We start from the raw sequence: 20962 nt of genomic DNA on the forward strand, positions 1-20962 counted from the left end.
CGTCATCTGAGGGAGAAAACTGCGTTTCCAGGCACCTTGATGTCGAGCCCAGACAACTGACCCGCTTCTGAGCCTCCTAAGGTGTGCGAGCGCAATTTTCGCCAACCTCTTCTGGAGCTGTCATGAGCAAACCAATTACCGTTCTTCGCGACACCACGCCACTGCCCGTCGTTGACGCCTGCAAATGGGAGCGCATCGGCGGCGATCCGCACACCGTCAACCTCAACGCGTACACCAGCGCCGACGGCGACAAGATCATGGGCACCTGGATCTGCACCCCGGGCAAATGGCTCGTGGAATACGTGAAGTGGGAGTACTGCGACTTCCAGGAAGGCTACTGCATCATCACCCCTGAAGGTCAGGAGCCGATTCACTTGAAAGCCGGCGACAAATTCATCGTCGAGCCGGGCATGAAAGGCACGTGGGAAGTGGTCGAGACCGTGCGCAAGTATTTCGTGTTTGCCTGACTCCCCACCCAGCAATCGTCGTCTTGTGTAGCAGACCGGCTTGCTGGAGGTGACATCTTGCGTGATCTTCTCCCAGCATGGTTAACACTCTGCTGGGGGAAGGTCAGCTGAGAAATTGAGACGATCTATCGCTTCAATGAGTATTTCGGACACGATAAAACCGGCGAAGGCCCTTAAGATGAAAGCCGTCATAGATGCCCCGCAACCGTGGGGCCATCGCAAGCGTATCCCGGGCCGCCATTCGAGGGCCGACCAACGGAGTTCAGTGTCATGTCCGAAGTCACGATCTATACCACTAATACCTGTCCGTACTGCGTGGCCGCGAAGAACCTGCTCAAGGCCAAAGGCGTGAGCTACAACGAAATCAACGTCCAGACCTCCATGGACCAGCGCAACATCATGATGGAGCGCAGCGGTCGTCGCACCGTTCCACAGATATTCATCGGTGATCGCCATGTCGGCGGTTTCGATGACATGGCTTTGCTGGAGCGCAAGGGCGAACTCAATGCCCTGCTCGAAAGTCACGCCTGATCTTTCTTCCGATACCCCTCGACCACCGCCGAGAAGTCTTTGCCGCCATCGCCACGCAGACTCATCGCCTGATACAGCTGCTGCGCCACGGCACCGAGAACCACCGGCTGGTGCGCGACTCTGGCGGCCTCGGTGGCGAGCCCCAGATCCTTGAGCATCAGCTCGGCCCCAAACCCACCGGTATAACCGCGTGACGCTGGCGCGGTGTCGACGATGCCAGGCCAGGGGTTGTACATCTCCGAACTCCAGCACCGGCCGGTAGAGCTGTTGATGATGTTCGCCAGAATCGCTGTGTCGATGCCCAAGCGATCACCCAACGCCATGGCTTCGGCGACACCGATCATGGATATCCCCAACAGCATGTTGTTGCAGATCTTGGCGATCTGCCCCGTGCCGACGTCACCGCAATGCACGATGTTACGGCCCATCTGCGCGAGGATCGGTCTGAGCACCGTGAAATGCTCCAGACTCGCCCCCACCATGAACGTCAGTGTTCCGGCCTGCGCGCCGCCGGTGCCACCCGACACTGGCGCATCGCCGACCACCACACCTTGCCTGGCCGCAGCCGCCGCCACATCGCGAATGGTCTGTGGGTCGATGGTGCTGCAATCCACAGCCGGCACACCGGGGGCGATTCCCGCCAGTACCCCGTCTTCGTTCAGGTAAACCGCGCGAACGTGTGCAGCGGCCGGCAACATGGTAATCACCAGATCCGCGCCTTCTACAGCGTGTTTGGGTGATTCGCTGATGCGGCTGCCCAGCTCGGCGAGTTCGGCCAGTACCTGCGTATTGAGGTCAAACAGGTGCAACTGATGCCCGGCCCGGATCAGGTTCCGCGCCATGGGCGCGCCCATGTTGCCCAGGCCAATGAATGCGATTTTCATGGTGTTCTCTCTATTCAGGTCGAGTCCGGCAACGCTCAACGCAGATTGATCGTCGTGTTCACGCCATCATTCACGCTGTCGTCATCGAACCAGCGACTGGTGACGGTCTTGGTCTGAGTGTAGAACTGCACCACTTGTTTGCCGTATGGCCCCAGATCGCCAAGCTTGGAACCGCGCGAACCGGTGAAGCTGAAGAATGGAACCGGTACAGGAATCGGGATATTGATGCCGACCTGGCCGACGTCGATTTCATTCTGGAATTTACGCGCCGCCGCTCCGCTCTGGGTGAACAGACCGACGCCATTGCCGAAGGGGTTGGCGTTGACCAGTTCGATGGCCTGATCCAGCGTGTCGACTTCCAGCACCACCAGCACCGGTCCAAAAATTTCCTGAGTGTAGACCTGCATCTGCGTGGTCACGCCGGTGAACAGCGTCGGGCCGACAAAGTTGCCGTTCTCATAACCTGCGACCGTGATGCCGCGCCCGTCCAGTTCGAGCCTGGCGCCTTCTTTCACGCCGCTTTCGATCAGGTCGAGAATCCGCTGTCTGGCACGCTTGGAAATGACTGGCCCGACATCCGTGCCAGGTTCATTGCCTGCGTTGACCTTGAGCTTCTGCGCCAGCGCCTTGAGTTCAGGAATCCACTGCTTCGACGCGCCGACCATTACCACCACCGAGGTCGCCATGCAGCGCTGACCCGCAGCGCCGAACCCCGCGCCCACCAGTGCATTGAGGGTCTGTTCGCGGTTCGCATCCGGCAAGACCACCGCGTGGTTTTTCGCGCCCATCATCGACTGCACGCGCTTGCCGTGTTTACCGGCCAGGTCGTAGACATGAGTGCCCACTGCCGTCGAACCAACGAAGGAAACCGCCTTGATGTCCTTGTGGGTGCAGATCGCGTCGACCACCTCTTTGCCGCCGTGTACCACGTTCAATACGCCGGCAGGCACCCCCGCTTCGACCGCCAGTTCGACCAGCAGCATGGTTGACATCGGGTCCTGCTCGGAAGGCTTCAGCACGAACGTATTTCCACAGGCGATGGCCATCGGGAACATCCACAACGGAATCATCGCCGGGAAGTTGAAAGGCGTGATGCCCGCGCATACCCCGATGGGTTGGCGCAGCGTGTAGGTATCGACGCCGCCTGCGACGTTCTCGGCGAACTCGCCCATCTGTAACGTGCCGATGGAGCAGGCGTGCTCCACCACTTCCAGCCCGCGAAAAATATCGCCCTCTGCATCAGCGATGGTCTTGCCCTGCTCAGCGCTGAGCACCACTGCGATGCGTTTGGAGTGCTCGCGAATCAGCGCCTGCAACTTGAGCATGATGCGCATGCGAGCGCCGATGGGGGTGTGGCGCCAGGTCTTGAAGGCGTTCTGTGCGGCGGCAACGGCAGCATCGACTTCGGCGGTGGTTACGAGCGGCACCTTGGCCAGCACTTCCTGAGTCGCGGGATTGATCACATCCAGCCATTCACCGGTCTGCGACTCGACCCATTCGCCATCGATCAGCATTTTCACGCGGGCCACAGTCGTGTTGTTTTTATTAAGTGAAACGTTCATTGCAGGATTCTCCATTCGAAGCAGCGCCATCTGGAAAGCGCCGATAAAGCTCTTCTGTAGCAGTCCGGCTTGCCGGCGGTGACGTTCTCAAGGCCGCCACCGCCGGCAAGCCGTGCTGCTACAGATGTTCGATCCACGGCAAATTTGTCTCAGCCGACTCTTTGGCGCGGCGGATCGCGCTTCATCAGCGCCGTGCATACCAGCGCGATCAGCGCCATGCCGACCAGGTACACGATCACGTAATGCGGGTTTCCGCCCCCCATCGCCAGCAACTGCGTGGCAATCATCGGCGCGAAACCGCCGCCCAGCACACCGGCCAGTTGCACAGAAACGGAGATGCCGCTGTAGCGAATTTCCGCCGGGAATTGTCGGGCGAACAGCAGCGATTCCGGCGCATACAAAATCGGGAACACCACGCCCACCGCCAGCACCATCGCCCACCAGACCAGTACCGGATCACGCGTGCCGAGCATGGCGAAGAAGGGGTAGACGAAGGCACACAGCAGTAACAGCCCCACGAAATACAGACGCCTCTGCCCAACCCGGTCAGAGATATGCCCGCACAGCGGCATGGTCACCAGCGACAGCGCCGCGCCTGCGGTAATCGCACCCAGGACGTCAGCGCGAGGGATCTGCAACTGATTGGCGGCGTACGCCAGAGCGAAGGTCACCGACATGTAGAACCAGGCGTTTTCGGCCGTGCGCGCGCCGATGATCGTCAGGGTTTCTCTGGGGTGATCGCGGAAGACTTTGAACAGCGGAACCTTGACCGCGATGTTGTTCTTCTTCAGTTTCTCGAAGTCAGGTGACTCCGGGACTTTCAGGCGAATCAGCCAACCTACGCCGAGCAGCACGACGCTCGCCAGAAACGGAATGCGCCAGCCCCAACTGAGCATGTCTTCTTCGGGCATCTTCGCGACCATCGCCATGGCCAGCGACGCCAGCACCAGCCCCGCGCCGACACCGGTTTGCGGCAAGCTGCCATAGAAGCCCTTCTTGCCTTCGGGCGCATGCTCGACGGCCATCAACACTGCCCCGCCCCACTCCCCGCCGACGGCCATGCCTTGCAGAAAGCGCATCGCGACGAGGATCACAGCGGCCCAGTAACCAATCTGCTGATAAGTGGGAATCAGGCCGATGATGATGGTCGGAATCCCCATCAGCATGAGCGTGAAGAGCAGCATCGATTTACGGCCGATCCTGTCGCCGAAATGACCGAACACGATCCCGCCCAGCGGCCGCCCGAGAAAGCCCACGGCATAGGTGGCGAACGCCGCCAGCACACCGATGATGGGGTCCAGTGCAGGAAAGAAGATTTTGTTGAAGATCAGCGCGGCAGCCGTGCCGTAGAGGAAAAAGTCGTACCACTCGATGGTCGTGCCCGCCATGCTCGCAGCACCGGCAAGCCGATAGGCTTTGGTTTTTTTCGCGGCACTGGCGTTTGCAGCATGGGTTTGCGCCGCCGTGGCGTCCGCCGTTATAGCGTTCTTCATAAACTCCTCCGCTTATTTATTGTTGTGCAGGGTGTTATGGCGTGTAGGTGATTCGGTTGTGTGTCGCGTTGACCTCGGTCGTGAATGTGTTCGCTGCCCCTGTGGAAGCCGTTCATGTGTCGGCTCGGTACCCGTGCCTTACTGCGAGTTGGTTTGCTCCGTGCTTCGGAGTATAGATGTGCAAACTTCTAATAAGAACGCACATAAAAGCAGGTCCAACATGCAAAAAAACATCACATCCCTGAGCGCTCTGAACTGGGATGACCTGAAGTTTTTTCTTGAAGTCGCACGTACCCGCAAGGCCAGTTCCGCCGCCAAACGGCTGGGCGTGGACTACACAACGGTGTCGCGAAGAATCAATGCGCTTGAAGCATCACTCGGCACCCTGCTGTTCGAAAAGTCGCGCAACAACGGCTTTGTCCTGACCGCCGAAGGCCAGCGTTTACTGGGCTCTGCCGAGTCCATCGAAAGCACCTTGCACATTGCCTGCGAGCAGGTTTCAGGCTCCGGCGTGGCGTTATCCGGGCATGTGCGAATGGGCTGCACCGAAGGCTTCGGCAGCTTTTTCATCACCCCGCAATTGAGCCACTTCACCGACACCTACCCTGCTATCTCGGTTGATATTTTGCCGCTGCCGCACTTCATCAGCCTGTCCAAGCGCGAGGCCGACATCGTCATCGCCCTGGAACGCCCGGAACACGGGCCTTACGTCTGCTGCAAACTGTGCGACTACAACCTGCGGCTCTACGCGACACAGGACTATCTGGATAACCACGCGCCGATCAACAAAGTCGAGGACCTCGCCACACATCCGTTCATCAGCTACGTCGACGACCTGGCGTTCAGCTCGGAGCTGTTGTATCTGAGCAACCTGCTCCCCGGCGCTCACGCAACGTTGCGCAGCACCAGCGTCATCGCCCAATACGTCGCAGCATTGCAGGGCCGCGCGCTGGCGATTTTGCCGTGCTTCCTCGCAGCGCAGGACCCGCGTCTGCTGCCAGTATTGGAGAAAGAGGTGAACATCACGCGGCAGTTCTGGATGTACTGCCGAGAGGACCTGAGAAAGCTCAAGCGGATCACTCTGTTGTGGGATTACATTCGCGAGACGACCGAGGGCAACCAGGCATTTTTGCTGGGCGAGACCCAGGTGATGAGTTTTGTGGACTGACCACCGCCCATGCCCATCGGCCAACTGTAGGAGCGCGCTTGCCCGCGATGGCGGTCGCCCTGAAACGGATTCGGCGACTGACACGCCGCATTCGCGGGCAAGCGCGCTCCTACAGTTCGCGCAGCCGCAACACCGAATCTGCCTCCTGACGTCTAGTGAGCACCTCCGCAACATAGTTTAGAAATCTCTGAACTATGCATTTGAGCTTTCCTATTCTTTCCGTTCATCGGCCGAAACTAAGATCGGCTCCAATAAAGGAGCCCGTCCAGTAGAGACACGGCCCGAAGATTGCCTTTTTCAGATGTGACTGCCGTTGTACCCGTTTCGGCTCGCGCCGTGGCGAAGCTATGTCAGGGCAGGTCTGTCGCCAGACGCAATCTTTGAGGACGTTCGATGAAACTGGAAATCTTCCGCACGATGTGGGGCTACACCGCCAGCAAGGCTCAGGCACTCGATGAGCTGCTGGAAGCCGGGTTCGACGGCATGGAAGCGCGCCTGCCGCTGACGCCCGTCGAGCGGGCCGAGTTTGGTGCTTTCCTGCGCGCCAATCGCCTGCCCTACATCGCGACTGTCTTCACCGCTTACGACGTCCTCCCGGAACAATCGGCAACCCTCGCCGAACACCTCACCGATCTGGAAAAGAAGCTCGCCTGGTCTACCGAACTGACCCCGCGTTTCGTCAATGTGCTGGCCGGCAATGACCGCTGGCAGTTGCCGCAGCAGGTCGACTTCTTCGGTCAGGCGCTGGAGCTGGCACGCAAGCACGGCCAGATGGTCACCTTCGAAACCCACCGCGCGCGCTCGCTGTTCAACCCGTGGGTAACGCTGGAACTGATTCGTCAGCTCCCCGACCTGCGCTTCACCAGCGACATCAGCCACTGGATCGTCACCTGCGAACGTCTGCTCGATGACCCCGAGGACGACCTCGGCGCCTTCGTCGAGCGCGTCCATCATATTCAGGCCCGCGTCGGTTACGACCAGGGCCCGCAAGTCCCACACCCGGGCGGCCCCGAGCGCGCTAAGGAGCTGGCCTTTCATCAGCAACACTGGGAGGCCATCTGGAAGTCGCAGCAAGCGCGCGGCTATCAGCTGACGACGCTGACCCCGGAATTCGGCGCCGACGGCTACCTGCATCACCTACCGTTCACCAACGTACCGGTGGCCGATCTGTGGTCGCTGAACGTGTGGATGGCCAAGACAGAACGCGAACATTTTCAACGCTTCACCCATACAACAAGCCGATAAGGAGCGTTTCGCCATGTCTGATCAGTCTCAAGCGGCAGCACCGAAGGTCGCCAACTTCAACAGCATTCCGGTGGTCGACATCGCGGGCCTGTTCGACGCCGACATCACCCAGCGCCAGGCCGTGGCCAATCAGCTGGGTAAGGCTGCACGGGAAGTCGGCTTCCTGTACGTCAAGAACCACGGCATCGAGCAGTCGTTGATCGACGGCCTGCGCCAGGCTGCCAAGGATCTGTTCGCTCAGTCCCTCGAGTACAAGATGCAGCACTACATCGGCACTTCGCGCAGCCACAAAGGCTTCGTGCCAGAAGGCGAAGAGGTTTATGCCAAGGGCAAACCGGATCACAAGGAGGCTTTCGACATCGGTTTCGAAGTCGGCGACGACGATCCGCTGGTGATCGCCAAGACGCCCTTGATCGGGGCCAACGAATGGCCTGACCTGCCGGGATTCCGTCCAGCCGTAGAAGCTTATTACGCCGCTGTATTCGCCTTGGGTCGCCGGCTGTTCGACGGCTTCGCACTGGCCTTGGGCCTGGAGGAGGGCTATTTCGAGGCAATGGTCACTCGCCCGCCGTCCAAGTTGCGGCTGATTCACTACCCGTTCGACGACGCCGCACAGGACGCGCCCGGTATTGGTGCACACACCGACTACGAGTGCTTCACCATGCTGCTGGCCGACAAGCCCGGCCTTGAGGTCATGAACGATCTGGGCCAGTGGATCGACGCGCCGCCGGTTGAAGGCGCATTCGTGGTCAATATCGGCGACATGCTGGAGGTCATGACTGCTGGTACGTTCGTTGCTACGGCTCACCGTGTACGCACAGTCAGCGAAGAGCGTTACTCGTTCCCGTTGTTCTTCGCCTGCGACTTCCACACTCAGATCAAACCACTCCCGCAGTTTGAAACCCGGAGTCAGGAATACGAAGAGATCACCATTGGCGAGCACATGTTCGGCCAAGCCCTGCAGACCTATCAGTACCTGCGCCGCAAGGTCGAAAGCGGCGAGCTGAAACTGTATGAAAAGGCGCGCAAGCCATCGAGCTTCGGCCACCTGAAGAATCAGGCACAGGACCCGTCCTGATGCTCAAGAAGATTGCCAAACACACCGTGCCTTACCTTCCTGACGTGGAGTCACCGACGATGCGCAACACTTTGAACACTGCTGTTCGCTTGACCGTTCTTGCCACCGCCGTGCTTGGCGCGACTGCTTTCGGTACAGCCGCCCAGGCTGCCACTACCGTGACCCCCGGCCAGTTCAAGGTCGGCATGGAAATTACCTATCCTCCGTTCGAATCCTATGACGAGAAGAAGAACGTCGTCGGTTCCGACCCGGACCTGTCGCGTCTGCTGGCCAAGCACATGGACCTCAAGGCGGAGTTCGTCGACACCAAGTTCTCCAGCCTGATCCTGAGCCTCAACGCCGGTCACTACGACGCCATCATCTCGGGCATGTACATCACCCCTGAGCGTCAGACCCAGGCTCAGACCATCGCTTACGCCAAAACCGGCGCGGCGATCATGGTTCTGAAAGACAGCGCCCTCAAACCCAAGGTGCCGGAGGATCTCTGCGGTCTGAAAGTCGGCCTGGAAAAGGGCACCACCTGGGTCGCCCAGTTCAACAAGCTGTCCACCGATTACTGCGTCCCGAACAACAAGGGTGCCATCTCGGTCAGCGAATTCCCGTCCGCTCCTGAAGTGACCCAGGCGCTGCTGTCCGGCAACGTTCAGGCGCAGGTCGAGATCGACGGCGCTGCCGGCATGATCGCCGAGCGCACCAAGGGCCGAGTGGTGGTGAGTACCGAACACTCGATCTACCAACAGACGCTGGGCATCTACGTGAAGAAGGGTAACGACGAGCTGTATCAGGCGCTGCTCAAGGCCTTCGACGAGACCAAGAAGTCCGGTGAGTACGCAGCGTTGCTAAAAAAGTACAACCTGGAAGAGCCAGCGAACTGATCGTTCGAAAATTCTGCAGCAGCACGGCTCGCCGGCGGTAGCGTCTTTGAAATCGCCACCGCCGGCAAGCCGGACTGCTACAGATCGATTGATGCTGTACCTCCTGTAGGAGTGAGCTTGCTCGCGATGCGTCTGTTCAGACACTACTGTGACGACTGACTGATTGCATCGCGAGCAAGCTCACTCCTACAGGATCTTCATCCGCTGTAAGTGCTGTGAAGTCCCTGTCCAGGCTGGCAGCTTGAGGTGTCTATGCAATTCGAATGGTCCTACTTTTTTTCGCTGTTCTCGGTCTCGGACTTCTGGGAATCCTGCATCACCGTGATTGAGCTCAGCGCGTTGGGCTGGTTCATCGGCATGCTCCTGGGTTTCCTGCTGGCCTCGGCCAAACTCTCGACCGCGCGCTGGATCAGTGTGCCCGCGTCGATTTATATCTGGTTCTTCCGCAGCGTCCCGTTGCTGGTGCTGGTGGTGTTCACCTATAACCTGCCGCAGATGTTCCCGATCACCCGTGAAGTGCTGTCCAACCCCTTCTATTCCGGCCTGCTGGCGCTTGTTGTCACTGAAGCGGCATACATGGCCGAGATCCACCGGGGCGGTCTGATTTCGGTCGCCAAGGGGCAAAAGGAAGCGGGCCGCGCATTGGGCGTCGGCCTGATCGGCATGCAGCGTCTGATCGTGATTCCACAGGCGTTCCGCATCTCGCTGCCGACGCTGATCAACGAATACATCACCGTCGTCAAACTCACCTCGCTGGTGTCGGTGATCTCTCTGACCGAACTGCTCACCGTCGGTCAGCGCCTGTATGCGCAAAACTTTCTGGTGATGGAAACCCTGTCGGCGGTCGCGGTGTACTACGTGATGATCGTCACCGTGTTCGGCTGGCTGTTTCACTGGCTCGAACAACATCTGGAGCTGAACAACCGCAAGCCGCAGACGCTGGACGACAGTGCCTTGGCCCGCCTGCGTTCGACGCTGGTGGCGCAACCTGTCAAAGCGCGTCAACCCGACGCTGGGCCAGGTTCGGCGCCGGCATTGCAGCTGGTCAACATTCACAAGAGCTACGGCCATCATGAGGTGCTCAAGGGCATCAGTCTGGATGTGAATGCGGGTCAGGTGATCTCGATCATCGGCCCCTCAGGCTCGGGCAAGACCTCGCTGATCCGTACCGTGAACAGCCTGGAAACCATCGACAAAGGGGAAATCATTCTCTTCGGCGAAGGCTTCATTCATGCTGGCGACAGCCCCAACGCGCCGCAGATCCGGCGAGGCGTGCAACGCATCGGCATGGTGTTCCAGAACTTCAACCTGTTCCCCCATCGCACCATCCTCGACAACGTGACCCTTGCGCCGCGCTATCACGGCCGCGACAAGTCCGTCAGTGAGCAGCGCGCCTACGCGCTGCTCGACAAGGTTGGCCTGCTGGCCCACGCGCACAAATACCCGCATCAGCTCTCCGGCGGTCAACAGCAGCGCGTGGCGATTGCCCGTGCGCTGGCAATGGACCCAGAGATCATGCTGTTCGACGAGCCAACGTCGGCGCTGGATCCGGAACTGGTGGGCGACGTATTGAGGGTGATCGGCGACCTCGCCAAAGAAGGCATGACCATGCTGATCGTCACTCACGAAATGGACTTCGCCCTGTCTATTTCCGACCGTGTGATCTTCATGGAAAACGGCGTGGTACAGGTGGATGCTTCGCCGCAGGCCGTCCTGGCCGACCAGTGCGGCGACCGCGTGCGCAAATTCATGGGCCTGGACAACGCGATCACCCAGCAGGAGCCCGTGCGCAAGGAGGCTTGAGCGGCTATCGTGAGTCGACCACGATAGAAGCACAACACCGCTCGGGAGCCTGAAATGGACCGTTATCAACCGCTGAACTGCGATCTCTATGACTACCTGGAGATCGCTTGCATGCATGGCTATCGCTTGAAGGTCGAGTTGGTCAACGGCCAGATCTTCGAGGGCACCCCGCTGACCACCCGGACGGCGTCAAGCAAAGAAGAGTTTCTGCAGTTCGCTGACGGAATCGAAGAGGTGCGGATGGATCAACTGGCCGCCATTACCCCGCTGGATGATGGCGCCAGTTTTGGACGCGTGGAGTTGGGCAATTCGTTTTGCTCTACTTGAGAAAAGACCCACGCGGCCTGCGCATCTCCTCAACCTCGTAGCAGTCCGGCTTGCCGACGATGGCGATCACAGGAACGCTACCGCCGGCGAGCCGGACTGCTGCAGGTTATGGAGTAAGTTCACAAATCCAGCATCAAGCCGCTTAGTCGCTTGACCTTGCGCCGTAGCGCTTCTTCGAACACCCCTTGGCGCGGCTCGACCAGACTGAACCAGTTCTTCGCCCGCGTGATCCCGGTGTAGATCAGTTCTTTGGTCAGCACCGGGTTCAGCGCCTCGGGGAGGATCAATGCGGTATGCGCGAACTCCGAACCCTGGGATTTGTGAACGGTCATGGCATACACCGTTTCAACGTCGTTGAGCCGGCTTGGCAACACGAAGCGCACGCCGCCACTGCCATCGTTGCGTGGAAACGCGACGCGCAAGGCCTGCCGATTTTCCTCAGGTGTGCCCTCTGGTAAACGCAGCGCGATGCCAATGTCGCCGTTCATCAAGCCCAGACCGTAGTCGTTACGCGTCATCAATACCGGACGGCCTTCGTACCACTGCTGATCACTCTCGATCAGCTGCGCATTGAACAGCGTCTGTGTGATGCGCTGATTCAACCCTTCAACACCCCACGGCCCTTTTCGCACCGCGCAGAGCAGCTGAAATTCATCGAAGGCATCGAGCACTTTTCTTGCCCATTCGATGCAACGCGGATCGTCGATCGAGGCAACATTCTGCGGTCGCTGCGCGTGCATCACGCCCAGATAATGGCGATAGCCTTGCGGACCGTTGCCGTGGCCATCGAGCAGTAATCGCGACAACGCACGGTCCTGTTCGCCCTTGAGTGCCAGCGAAAACAGATCCGGATAGGTGCGCGCAGCCAGCAAGGCGCGGGCATCCTGATCCTGCTGCTGGTTGACCAGTTTCGCCAACTGGCCGATGCCGCTTCCTTCCCCGAAACGCCGAGAATGGCGCAGCATCACCACCTGCTGTGCCAGCGTATGTTGAACGCTGTCGCCTTGCTGCAGGCCGCTTTTGCTCAGGTCTTCGCCGCTGACCGACTCCAGCCATGCCTGGGTCTGCGGGCTGTACATCCCCGCCTCCGCATCGCGACACAAATCGCCCAGCACCGCCCCAGCCTCCACCGAAGCCAGTTGATCCTTGTCGCCGAGCAGCACCATACGTGCGTGCGGCGGCAAGGCATCCAGCAGATTGGCCATCATCTCCAGGTCGATCATCGAGGCCTCATCGACCACCAGCACATCCAGCGGCAGCGGATTACCCGCGTGATGACGGAAATGCCGAGTTCCCGGACGACTGCCCAGCAAACGGTGGACTGTGGTCACCTCACTGGGAATTTTCTGGCGCGCGTCTTCAGAGACCTTCAGCGATTGCACCTGATGACTGATGGACTCCGTCAGACGCGCAGCGGCTTTGCCCGTCGGTGCCGCCAGACGAATGCGCAGAGGTTTGCCGCGCTCGACCGCAGGCGATTGCAGCAACGCCAACAGCCGCACGACGGTGGTGGTCTTCCCGGTTCCGGGTCCGCCGGTAATGATGCTGAAAGCCGCCCGCGTTGCCAGCGCACAGGCCAGTTTCTGCCAGTCGATCACCCCAGGATCAGCGGGTCCGAACAGCGCATTCAAACGTTGCGCCAGATCGCTCGGTGCCGGTTCCGCCTGAGCCAGCCGGCGGTGCAGCGCTGCATCGATGCGGCGCTCATACGTCCAGTAGCGTCGCAGGTACAAGCGTCGCTCAGACAACACCAATGGCTTCTGCGCCGAGGCTTCACTGTTGTCGCCCGCCTTCGCCACCAGGGTGCTGTCAGCCAGCGCACGACACCAGGTCGCGCCATCCAGCGTCTTGAGCAGGGCCGAGGGCAGCAACATCGGCGTCGACAACACATCGCCTTCGGGCGGCAGGGACAGAGCGAAGTCCGGCTCCTTGAGGGTTTCGTACAGATCCAGACAGACATGCCCGTGACCCAACTGATGGCTGGTCAGCGCCGCAGCGAGCAGCACCAACGAGTCAGCCTCAGGATCGAGGTCGGCCAGGAACGCCACGAACGCCTTGTCCAGTGCTCGCAGCCAGCCGCGCTCGACCCAGCGTTCGAGCAGCAGCAACAAGTCGTTAACCCTACTCAGCGGGTCGAGTCCGGCGAGAGTTTCAGCGTCCAGAGCCGAAGGCAATAAGTGAGCGAACGTGCGACTCATATCAAGTCTCCTGACACGGCTTCTTCCTCGATCAGCGTGCGGCCCTGAAACAGCAGGTCAAGGCCCTCGATCAGCTCGCGAGGCGGTCGGGTAAACCAGGCGCCCTGACTCGCCGCACGAGCGCCACGGACGAACAGATACAACGCGCCGCCCATGTGCCGGTCATAGTCGTAGTCCACCAGACGCGCCTTCAACTGGCGGTGCAATGCCAACAGATAGAGAACGTATTGCAGGTCGTAACGGTTTTCCAGAATCGCGTTTTCCATCGCCTGCCCGGTGTAGGCATCGTCGTCGACACCCAGCCAGTTGGATTTGTAATCGGCCACGTAATACCGCCCCTGATGCTCGAATGTAAGGTCGATGAAGCCCTTGAACATGCCATTGAGCGAAACGGTCTCCGCTGCTGCACGGGGTGCGCCGTTGTGCGTGTAGCGCCGAACCAGCGCGTCCATCTGCGCCACGTCGACTTTCGAACAGGCGAACCAGAACTCCATCTCCACGCGATATTGATTGGGTTGGTCCAGTTCGCGCAGTGCCACTGGCGCAGCCTCACCCCCCAGACGCAGCGGCATATTCAGCAGATGCTGCAACCAATCGGTAAGGGTGTTGATCCAGCCTTTCCAGTCGCGACGGTTGCAACGTTGGGCAACGACCTTCTCCAGCGTCGCCGGCTCTCGCGCTGCGACAGAAAAGCCTTTCTCCCCGGCCCACTCCAACAGACCGTGCAGGAAGGTGCCGGGATTGGGCCCACGCGGAAACCGGTGAATGTCACCGCCGCTGGCCATCACTTCGCGAGGCGCTTCAGGATCGAGGCGTTCATCGTCGAACAGCTTTTGCGCCTGCGGGCTGTCGGGGGATTGATCGCCACTGTCGGTGATGGTGTCGCCGATACGCAGGGCACTGTAGGAGGCGATCCACCAGTTTTCCCGGGCACTGCGCCGAGGCATGCGCGGCTTGCTCAATGCCGCCTCGCTCCGCGGCGCGACAAAGGTCTCTGCGGTTGGCTCAGGTACGGTGTCGACATTTATCGTCGGCTGATCCTTCGCGAGGGAGCGCAGCCAATCGCCAAGTTGCGACGATTGCGCCAGAGCGTCGCCCCCGCCCAGCAAATACCCCAGCGCCGAGCGGTGCAGGATGGAGCCATTGGTATTGCCGCGTTTAAGGTCTGCGATGCCCAACCAGCAAGCGTGTCGAGCCCGCGTGAGGGCGACGTAGAGCAGACGCAGATCCTCGGCCAGACGTTCGTCATCGGCCTGTTCGATCAGCACAGCGGTGGGTTTCAGACTGACCTGTGCATGCCCTTGGGCATCGTGAAAATGCAACGGCAGCCGACTGCCGTCCACGGGCTTGGTCGAACAGATGAACGGCAGAAAAACCAGCGGATATTCCAACCCTTTGGACTTGTGAATGGTCACGACCTTGACCAGTTGCTCGTCGCTTTCCAGACGCAGGATCTGCTCTTCGCCCGCCTGCCCCGACAGTGCCAGGTGCTCGCCCAAGTGACGAATCAACGCCTGTTCGCCATCGAGTTCCGCAGCGGCCTGCTGCATCAACTCGGACAGATGAAGCAGGTTGGTCAGCACCCGTTCGCCATCGCCGCGCTGAACCAGTGCCTGCGGCAATTTGAAGTCGTGCAGCAGGCGCCGCAGCATCGGCAGTACGCCCTGGGTCCGCCAGATCCGCCGATAATCGCGGAACTGCATGACGCGGTTTTCCCACGCCAGTTCGTCCTGATTCAGCCGTTCAAGCTCGGCCAGCGGCAGATCGAGCGTGATACAGGCTAGAGCCGCTCGCAGCGTGCGTTCGGCGTCCGGTTCGGCACACGCCTTGAGCCAGGCAAGCAAGTCGTGGGCCTCCTGCGCGGCAAACACCGAGTCCTTGTCCGACAGGTAGACACTGCGCACGCCGCGAGCCGACAGTTCACCGCGCACCGCCTGGGCCTCTTTGCCATCGCGAACCAGAATCGCGATGTCGGCGGGCAACAAGCCTTTGAGCCGCTCACCAGCCTTGGCAAACCCGGCACGTCCCTCTTGGCCTGCGTTGAGCAAGCGCACGATTTCACTCGCGCAACTGGCAGCCAACTGCTGACGATACGCTGCGCCGGAGACCGGCTGCTCGCTTTGCAGCTGCCAGGCATTGAGCGCCGCAACGACCTCTCCATCGAGCTGGAACGCCTCCTTGCGGCCCTGCGACCCAACGTTCAGAAACGGCACCGGGTTTTCATCCGCACCGCTGCGAAACAGAAACGCGCCGCGTCCGCTACTGCTCGTCTCGGCGCGCATGAAGACATGGTTCACAGCCTCGACCATCGCGTGGCTGGAACGGAAGTTGGTGCCCAGCATGTGCAACCGCCCGGTAGTGGCCGTGCGTGCGCGCAAGTAGGTATAAATATCGGCGCCACGGAAGGCATAGATTGCCTGTTTAGGGTCGCCGATCAGGAACAGACCCGTGCTTTCGTCGTTGGCTTCGAGGCGATAAATGCTGTCGAAGATCCGGTACTGCACCGGGTCCGTGTCCTGGAATTCGTCAATCAGCGCGACCGGGAATTGCTCACGAATCAGGGTCCCCAGACGCTCGCCCCCAGAGCCGCGCAGGGCCGCATCCAGACGCAACAGCATGTCGTCGAAGCCCATTTCGGCGCGGCGTCGTTTCTCTTCTTCAAAGCGTGCGCCTACCCACTGGGCAGCGTGTTCGAGAACGGCAGCATCGGGCGTGGGCAACGTATCGAGTGCGACCTTCAATTCGACCATCGCTTCGAACGCGGGATGCGAAGGCGGGTTGTTCTTCCACGCTTCGGCGATGCCGTCGGGCGTCAGGCGAGTGAAACCCGTTCCGAGATCGAGCTGCTCCTGTTCCTCATCGTTCGCCCAGGCGATCAGCTTGTCGAACCAAGGCTTGAAGTAGCGCTCCTGCATCTTGCGTCCATCGACCACCTTGCACTTCACGCCATCGATGCAGATCGCGTGCAACTCTGCAGCCCAGTTGGCCCACGGCGACTTCAGTGCTTTGAGCGCTTCGCGACGTTCTTGGATCGACTGTTCGATCAATTGCGCTGGGGATTGCGTAACGACTTCGCGCTCACGACCAAACAGTGCGCGAACGCGGGGTAATAAATCTGCCGGGCTTTTCAGGTTAGCGCGTACCCAAACCAGCGCATCGCCGTTCATGGGATAACAGAACTTGCGCCAGTAATCGCGCAGGACTTCACCGAGCAAATCGCTGTGGTCGGTTTCCAGGCTTTGGGTGAACAGGCTGCCGCTGTCGAATGCGTGCTCACGCAGCATGCGCTGACACCAACTGTGAATGGTCGAGACGGCGGCCTCGTCCATCCATTGCGCAGCGATGTCCAGGCGGCTTGCGCAACCGGCCCATTGCTCGGCAGCGAATTCGTTGCGCAGATCGGCAATCAGCGCGTCGGGCGCTTCGATCTCTTGCCGGAAGAAACGCGCAGCCTCTGCCAATCGCGTACGAATACGGTCACGAAGTTCTTTGGTGGCTGCGTCGGTGAACGTCACCACGAGAATCTGCGGAGGCAGCAGCTCTCGACCGAAGCCGGACAGCTCGCCTCCATGTCCCAGAACCAGACGCAGATAAAGTGCCGAAATGGTGAACGTCTTGCCGGTCCCCGCACTCGCTTCAATCAGCTGGCTGCCCTTGAGCGGGAAGCGCAGCGCCAACGGTTGTTGAACCTCACTCATGCTCCGGCCTCCTCGCTGGACAGGGATTGCCAGGGCGCGTCGAATATCGGTTTGTAGAGCGACTCGCACCAGCCGACGAATTCTTCGGTATCCAGCAGCGCGTCGAAGTCCGGGAACTGTCGAGCCAGCGCGGTACTCTTTTCCCGCTCCCCTTTGCTGTTCTGACCATCACCGTCATACGCCTTGCGAGCCGCGGCCTGTGCTTTGACTTCGTCGCTTTGACCCAGCCAGGCGAATGCTGTCTGCACCGCCACAGGCAGCGGTCGTTGCATGCCGTGTTGCCAGGCAAGCAGCAAGTCATCGAGCGTCCGTGTCGCGGTGGCTTTATCCAGGGGCGGCAATAACAGGGTTTCGTCGCTGGCGACCAAGGCAGTCGTCAATGGAAGATCGCATGCGCAGGCAACGAGGTGATTAACCCAGGGTTTGGTCAAACGATGCCACTTGCGGCTCTTCTTGCCACCAATGGCGTTAGGTATCGCGGTCACGGCGAGTAACTGGTTTTGCGTATTCTGATAAAGCCCGTCGAGCCAGCCATCGAGCGCGATGCCCTGATGTTCGTAGCTCACCGGTAGTGCGCTGTTGAGCCGCTCGGGCCACTTGAACAGAAGATCCTGGTAGCGCTGGATCAGGTCCGGTAGCGGCTCGATGAGTTCGTCCTGCAAGAGTATGCCGAATCCGGCCATCGGGAGCAGACCGCTGGCCTGCAACCTCGTTGCCTGGGCTTTGAGTGACTCGTCGGTATGCTCAGGGTCGGTCAGCGCAGCTTGCAGCAGGCTGTCGCTCAATCCATAGCGTTCAAGGGCATCGAGTACAAAGGGCTCCTCATCGGCGAGTGGCGCTTCGGCAACTTCGAAGAAGATTTTCAATCGCTGGCTGAAGAAGTGTTTAACCGGGTTGCGTAAAAAATCCTGCAGCTGCATCAGGCTCAGAGGCTCTTCCTGTTCATGCTTTTCCAGCGCCTTGATCTCGCCAGCTTCATCGGCGGTTTCGTGCAAGACCTGCCACTCGCGCGCGAAGCTGAAGTACTCCAGACTCTCTTGGAAATACTTGGCGCTGAACGGTTGCAGCGGGTGTTCGAGGGTCAGCTTGTGCAGTAACTGCTGACCGGGGTCATGCTTCTTTTCGTCTTCAGGTTCTATGGCACCGGCAAGGCGCCAGCCGCTGGCGAGATGGTCACGCAACTGGCCGATGAGCACGGAGGCCGGTCGCTCGGAGTTGTCGCGAATACTGCGCCCCACCCAACTGATGTACAGCTGATCGCGGGCAGAGAGCAGCGCCTCGAGCAACAGATAACGATCGTCTTCACGGCGCGAACGGTCGCCGGGGCGATAATCACTGCCCATCAAATCGAAATCCAGCGGCGGCTGAGCGCGGGGATAGTCGCCATCGTTCATGCCCAGCAGACAGACGATCTTGAAGGGAATCGCCCGCATCGGCATCAGCGTGCAAAAGTTGACCGAGCCCGCGAGGAAACGCTGCGACAGACGCCCCTGATCCAACCCCGCGAGCCAGGCCTCACGCACAACGGTCAGCGGAAGCTCTTCCAGCAGGCCGACGGTCTCGCAGGTCTCAAGCCAGGTCTCGCGCAAGGTTTCCAACTGGCCGAGCAGGTAATCGTCGTGTTCGCTTTCAGGTGCAAAGAACAGTTGCATGAGCGATTGCAGACGCGCTCCCCAAACCGGTGGTGTAGCGGCTTGCGAGAGCTCATGGTGAGCGACCTGCAACGCATCGATCAGCGCAACCAACGGCCCGATCAGTGCTGCATCGAGCCCGCCAATTTCGTCGTAGGGTTCAATACCGTCATAAGCAACCCCTGCTCCGACTGCATAGCCCAGAAGCATGCGTCGCAAGCCGAAATGCCAGCTGTTCTGCTCCAGGGCCTCGGGCAGTCCAAGGCCTTCACGCTGCTCTGCATTGAGCCCCCAGCGCACGCCTGCACCTTCAATCCAGCGGTGCAGAGTCGGCAAGTCGCGCTCGTCGATACCGAAGCGCACGCGCAAGGCAGGGACATCCAGCAGATCGAGAATCTCGCTGACCGGGAAGCGGCTATCCGGGATTTTCAGCAGGTGTTCGACAGCGATCAGCAGAGGATCGCGGCCACGTTGTCCCTGATCTGCCAAAGTAAAAGGTATGAAGCGACGATCATCGCGATCCAGTTGACCAAAAACGGCGCGAATGTGTGGCGCATAGCTGTCGATGTCCGGAACCATCACGATGATGTCCCGCGGACGCAGGTCAGGGTCACTGCTGAATCGCGCAAGCAATTGGTCGTGCAACACCTCGACCTCACGCTGGGCACTGTGGGCGACATGGAAGCGGATCGAGCGGTCTGCCTTGATGTCGACTGCAGGCCAACGCTCGCGGGTCTCGTTCAACGGCCGCAACTCAAGGATATCGTCCTGCAGTTGATTGAGGATCGTGTGGGGATCGCTTTCGCTGAACAGGTCGATACGGCCGTCACGGAAAATAGAACGGTAGCTGTTGGGGTCGTCATGACTGTCGAGCAGGTTGATGTAGTCGCGACCTTGCTTGCCCCATGCGGCAAGCAAAGGGTGTGCATGCTGATGCAGCGCATCCGGGTTGAGCGTCACCGGCATTCCCGCTTTGCGAGACTGACGTTTGTACTCATGACGCAGCAAATCCTTGTCGGCGACGATGTCTGCCCAGTGATGACGACAGGGGTTATGAACGCACAGCAAAACCTGGCTGAAACGGGCAAGACCCGCCAGGGCTTCCAGAGCCTGAGCGGGCAGCGATGAAATACCGAAAACGATCACCCTCGCAGGCAAACCTGCTGGAGCCTCGGTCAGGCTGTTGACGCGTTCGATATAACGCTGGTGCACGCCTGCCCGGCTCTGCGCCATGCCTTGAGCTCCCACATCGTGCAGCAGCGCTCGCCAAAGCTCTGCTTGCCAGCAGTTCTCGGGTTTGAGGGGTTTGATCTCCCCTCGTACGCTCTTTAACTGGTGCTTGCCTGCGGCCCAATCCTCCAACCAGTCGGCACGATAGACCTGATACTGATCGAAGAGGTCTGCCAAACGCTCGGACAATTGATAACGCTTACGCAGATCAGTATCGGCCGTCAGAAAACGTTGCAGGGGTTCGAAGTGGGGTTGATTGATCAGTGCGGGAAGCAGGCGCATCAGCCGCCACGTCAGAGGTGCCTTGTCTAGCAGAGAGGTTTCCGGAATCTCATCCTTCCCCAACACAGCGCGATAAAGCTGCCACATGAAGCTGCCGGGAAGCTGCACATCGATTGCGGCGGCGATGCCACATCCACCCTGGTCATCCTCTTGAGCATCTTCAGCCAACGCGAGCTTCAGCCATTGGGCTATGCCGTTGCTTTGTACCAGCGCGACTTCGTTCTCCAGCGGAGTCAACGGGTAGCGACGCATCCACGACACCACAAGGCTGCGCAGTTCATCCAGGCGGTTGCCATGAACAACCATGAAACCGGGGTTGAGATTGGATGTCACCGGCATAGCAGCTTCCTTGGCGTTTTGGAGAGGGTGAAGACTAACAGAGGGGGCCGCGCTGTAGCAGGTCAGCTTTTCTACGCGCAAAAACAAAACCCCATCTGCTTTCGCAAATGGGGTTTCGGAATTTAATCTTGACGATGACCTACTCTCACAT

General features: G+C 59.9%; 14 protein-coding genes. 8 read left to right on the forward strand and 6 right to left on the reverse strand.

The annotated features are described in order from the left end of the window. The first annotated feature begins 122 nt into the window (after positions 1–122). Positions 123–467, forward strand: coding sequence for a cupin domain-containing protein (locus D3M70_RS27140; protein ID WP_120128889.1), 345 nt, complete (start codon positions 123–125; stop codon positions 465–467). Positions 468–737: 270 nt separating this feature from the next. Next, positions 738–998, forward strand: a complete 261-nt coding sequence (gene grxC, locus D3M70_RS27145; RefSeq protein WP_120128891.1) for a glutaredoxin 3 — start codon at positions 738–740, stop codon at positions 996–998. On the opposite strand, the gene mmsB is transcribed toward grxC, so the two are convergent. The 3 genes from mmsB to D3M70_RS27160 form a co-directional block, all read right to left on the reverse strand. After that, the gene (gene mmsB, locus D3M70_RS27150; RefSeq protein ID WP_120128893.1) at positions 989–1882 is read right to left on the reverse strand and encodes a 3-hydroxyisobutyrate dehydrogenase; all 894 of its coding nucleotides are present in this window, start codon (positions 1880–1882) and stop codon (positions 989–991) included. The two genes, grxC and mmsB, sit on opposite strands and share 10 nt — an antisense overlap. A gap of 35 nt (positions 1883–1917) precedes the next feature. Beyond that, complete coding sequence (locus tag D3M70_RS27155; protein ID WP_120128895.1) at positions 1918–3444, reverse strand: CoA-acylating methylmalonate-semialdehyde dehydrogenase; 1527 nt, start codon at positions 3442–3444, stop codon at positions 1918–1920. A gap of 149 nt (positions 3445–3593) precedes the next feature. Continuing rightward, positions 3594–4937: an MFS transporter gene (locus D3M70_RS27160; protein ID WP_120128897.1), complete on the reverse strand. Its 1344-nt coding sequence runs from the start codon at positions 4935–4937 to the stop codon at positions 3594–3596. A gap of 220 nt (positions 4938–5157) precedes the next feature. Between D3M70_RS27160 and D3M70_RS27165 the strand changes: the two genes are divergently transcribed. The 6 genes from D3M70_RS27165 (at position 5158) to D3M70_RS27190 (ending at position 11433) form a co-directional block, all read left to right on the forward strand. Next, positions 5158–6105, forward strand: coding sequence for a LysR family transcriptional regulator (locus D3M70_RS27165; RefSeq protein ID WP_120128898.1), 948 nt, complete (start codon positions 5158–5160; stop codon positions 6103–6105). Between the two features lie 393 nt (positions 6106–6498). Beyond that, positions 6499–7350, forward strand: coding sequence for a sugar phosphate isomerase/epimerase (locus D3M70_RS27170; protein ID WP_120128900.1), 852 nt, complete (start codon positions 6499–6501; stop codon positions 7348–7350). 13 nt (positions 7351–7363) lie between these two features. Next, positions 7364–8428 (forward strand): isopenicillin N synthase family oxygenase, encoded by a 1065-nt coding sequence (locus D3M70_RS27175; RefSeq protein WP_120128901.1) that lies wholly within the window; start codon positions 7364–7366, stop codon positions 8426–8428. 59 nt (positions 8429–8487) lie between these two features. After that, positions 8488–9303, forward strand: coding sequence for an ABC transporter substrate-binding protein (locus D3M70_RS27180; protein WP_120128917.1), 816 nt, complete (start codon positions 8488–8490; stop codon positions 9301–9303). 252 nt (positions 9304–9555) lie between these two features. Then, the gene (locus D3M70_RS33995; protein WP_120128903.1) at positions 9556–11106 is read left to right on the forward strand and encodes an amino acid ABC transporter permease/ATP-binding protein; all 1551 of its coding nucleotides are present in this window, start codon (positions 9556–9558) and stop codon (positions 11104–11106) included. Positions 11107–11160: 54 nt separating this feature from the next. Then, the gene (locus tag D3M70_RS27190) at positions 11161–11433 is read left to right on the forward strand and encodes a Rho-binding antiterminator (protein ID WP_120128905.1); all 273 of its coding nucleotides are present in this window, start codon (positions 11161–11163) and stop codon (positions 11431–11433) included. A 119-nt stretch (positions 11434–11552) separates the two neighbouring features. On the opposite strand, the gene recD is transcribed toward D3M70_RS27190, so the two are convergent. The 3 genes from recD to recC are packed head-to-tail and all read right to left on the reverse strand — an operon-like array spanning position 11553 to position 20811. Beyond that, entirely contained in the window at positions 11553–13631 is a 2079-nt protein-coding gene (recD, locus tag D3M70_RS27195) for an exodeoxyribonuclease V subunit alpha (RefSeq protein ID WP_120128907.1), read from the reverse strand. Further along, positions 13628–17329 carry an exodeoxyribonuclease V subunit beta gene (gene recB, locus D3M70_RS27200; RefSeq protein WP_120128909.1) on the reverse strand — a complete coding sequence of 1234 codons (3702 nt, stop codon included), beginning with the start codon at positions 17327–17329 and terminating at the stop codon, positions 13628–13630. Before recB ends, recD begins: the two co-directional genes overlap by 4 nt. After that, on the reverse strand, positions 17326–20811 hold the full coding sequence (gene recC, locus D3M70_RS27205) for an exodeoxyribonuclease V subunit gamma (RefSeq protein ID WP_120128911.1): 3486 nt from the start codon (positions 20809–20811) through the stop codon (positions 17326–17328). The genes recB and recC overlap by 4 nt, the downstream gene beginning before the upstream one ends. Positions 20812–20962: the final 151 nt, after the last annotated feature.

Source organism: Pseudomonas sp. LS-2, from assembly GCF_003605735.1.
Classification (GTDB): Bacteria; Pseudomonadota; Gammaproteobacteria; order Pseudomonadales; family Pseudomonadaceae; genus Aquipseudomonas.

Excerpts from the sequence above, each read along its gene's own strand:
- grxC (WP_120128891.1), top strand. The coding sequence starts at position 738 with ATGTCCGAAGTCACGATCTATACCACTAATACCTGTCCGTACTGCGTG.
- D3M70_RS27160 (WP_120128897.1), bottom strand. The coding sequence starts at position 4,937 with ATGAAGAACGCTATAACGGCGGACGCCACGGCGGCGCAAACCCATGCT.
- D3M70_RS27175 (WP_120128901.1), top strand. The coding sequence starts at position 7,364 with ATGTCTGATCAGTCTCAAGCGGCAGCACCGAAGGTCGCCAACTTCAAC.
- D3M70_RS27170 (WP_120128900.1), top strand. The coding sequence starts at position 6,499 with ATGAAACTGGAAATCTTCCGCACGATGTGGGGCTACACCGCCAGCAAG.
- D3M70_RS27140 (WP_120128889.1), top strand. The coding sequence starts at position 123 with ATGAGCAAACCAATTACCGTTCTTCGCGACACCACGCCACTGCCCGTC.
- D3M70_RS27190 (WP_120128905.1), top strand. The coding sequence starts at position 11,161 with ATGGACCGTTATCAACCGCTGAACTGCGATCTCTATGACTACCTGGAG.
- D3M70_RS27180 (WP_120128917.1), top strand. The coding sequence starts at position 8,488 with ATGCGCAACACTTTGAACACTGCTGTTCGCTTGACCGTTCTTGCCACC.
- mmsB (WP_120128893.1), bottom strand. The coding sequence starts at position 1,882 with ATGAAAATCGCATTCATTGGCCTGGGCAACATGGGCGCGCCCATGGCG.
- D3M70_RS33995 (WP_120128903.1), top strand. The coding sequence starts at position 9,556 with ATGCAATTCGAATGGTCCTACTTTTTTTCGCTGTTCTCGGTCTCGGAC.
- D3M70_RS27165 (WP_120128898.1), top strand. The coding sequence starts at position 5,158 with ATGCAAAAAAACATCACATCCCTGAGCGCTCTGAACTGGGATGACCTG.
- recD (WP_120128907.1), bottom strand. The coding sequence starts at position 13,631 with ATGAGTCGCACGTTCGCTCACTTATTGCCTTCGGCTCTGGACGCTGAA.
- recC (WP_120128911.1), bottom strand. The coding sequence starts at position 20,811 with ATGCCGGTGACATCCAATCTCAACCCCGGTTTCATGGTTGTTCATGGC.
- recB (WP_120128909.1), bottom strand. The coding sequence starts at position 17,329 with ATGAGTGAGGTTCAACAACCGTTGGCGCTGCGCTTCCCGCTCAAGGGC.
- D3M70_RS27155 (WP_120128895.1), bottom strand. The coding sequence starts at position 3,444 with ATGAACGTTTCACTTAATAAAAACAACACGACTGTGGCCCGCGTGAAA.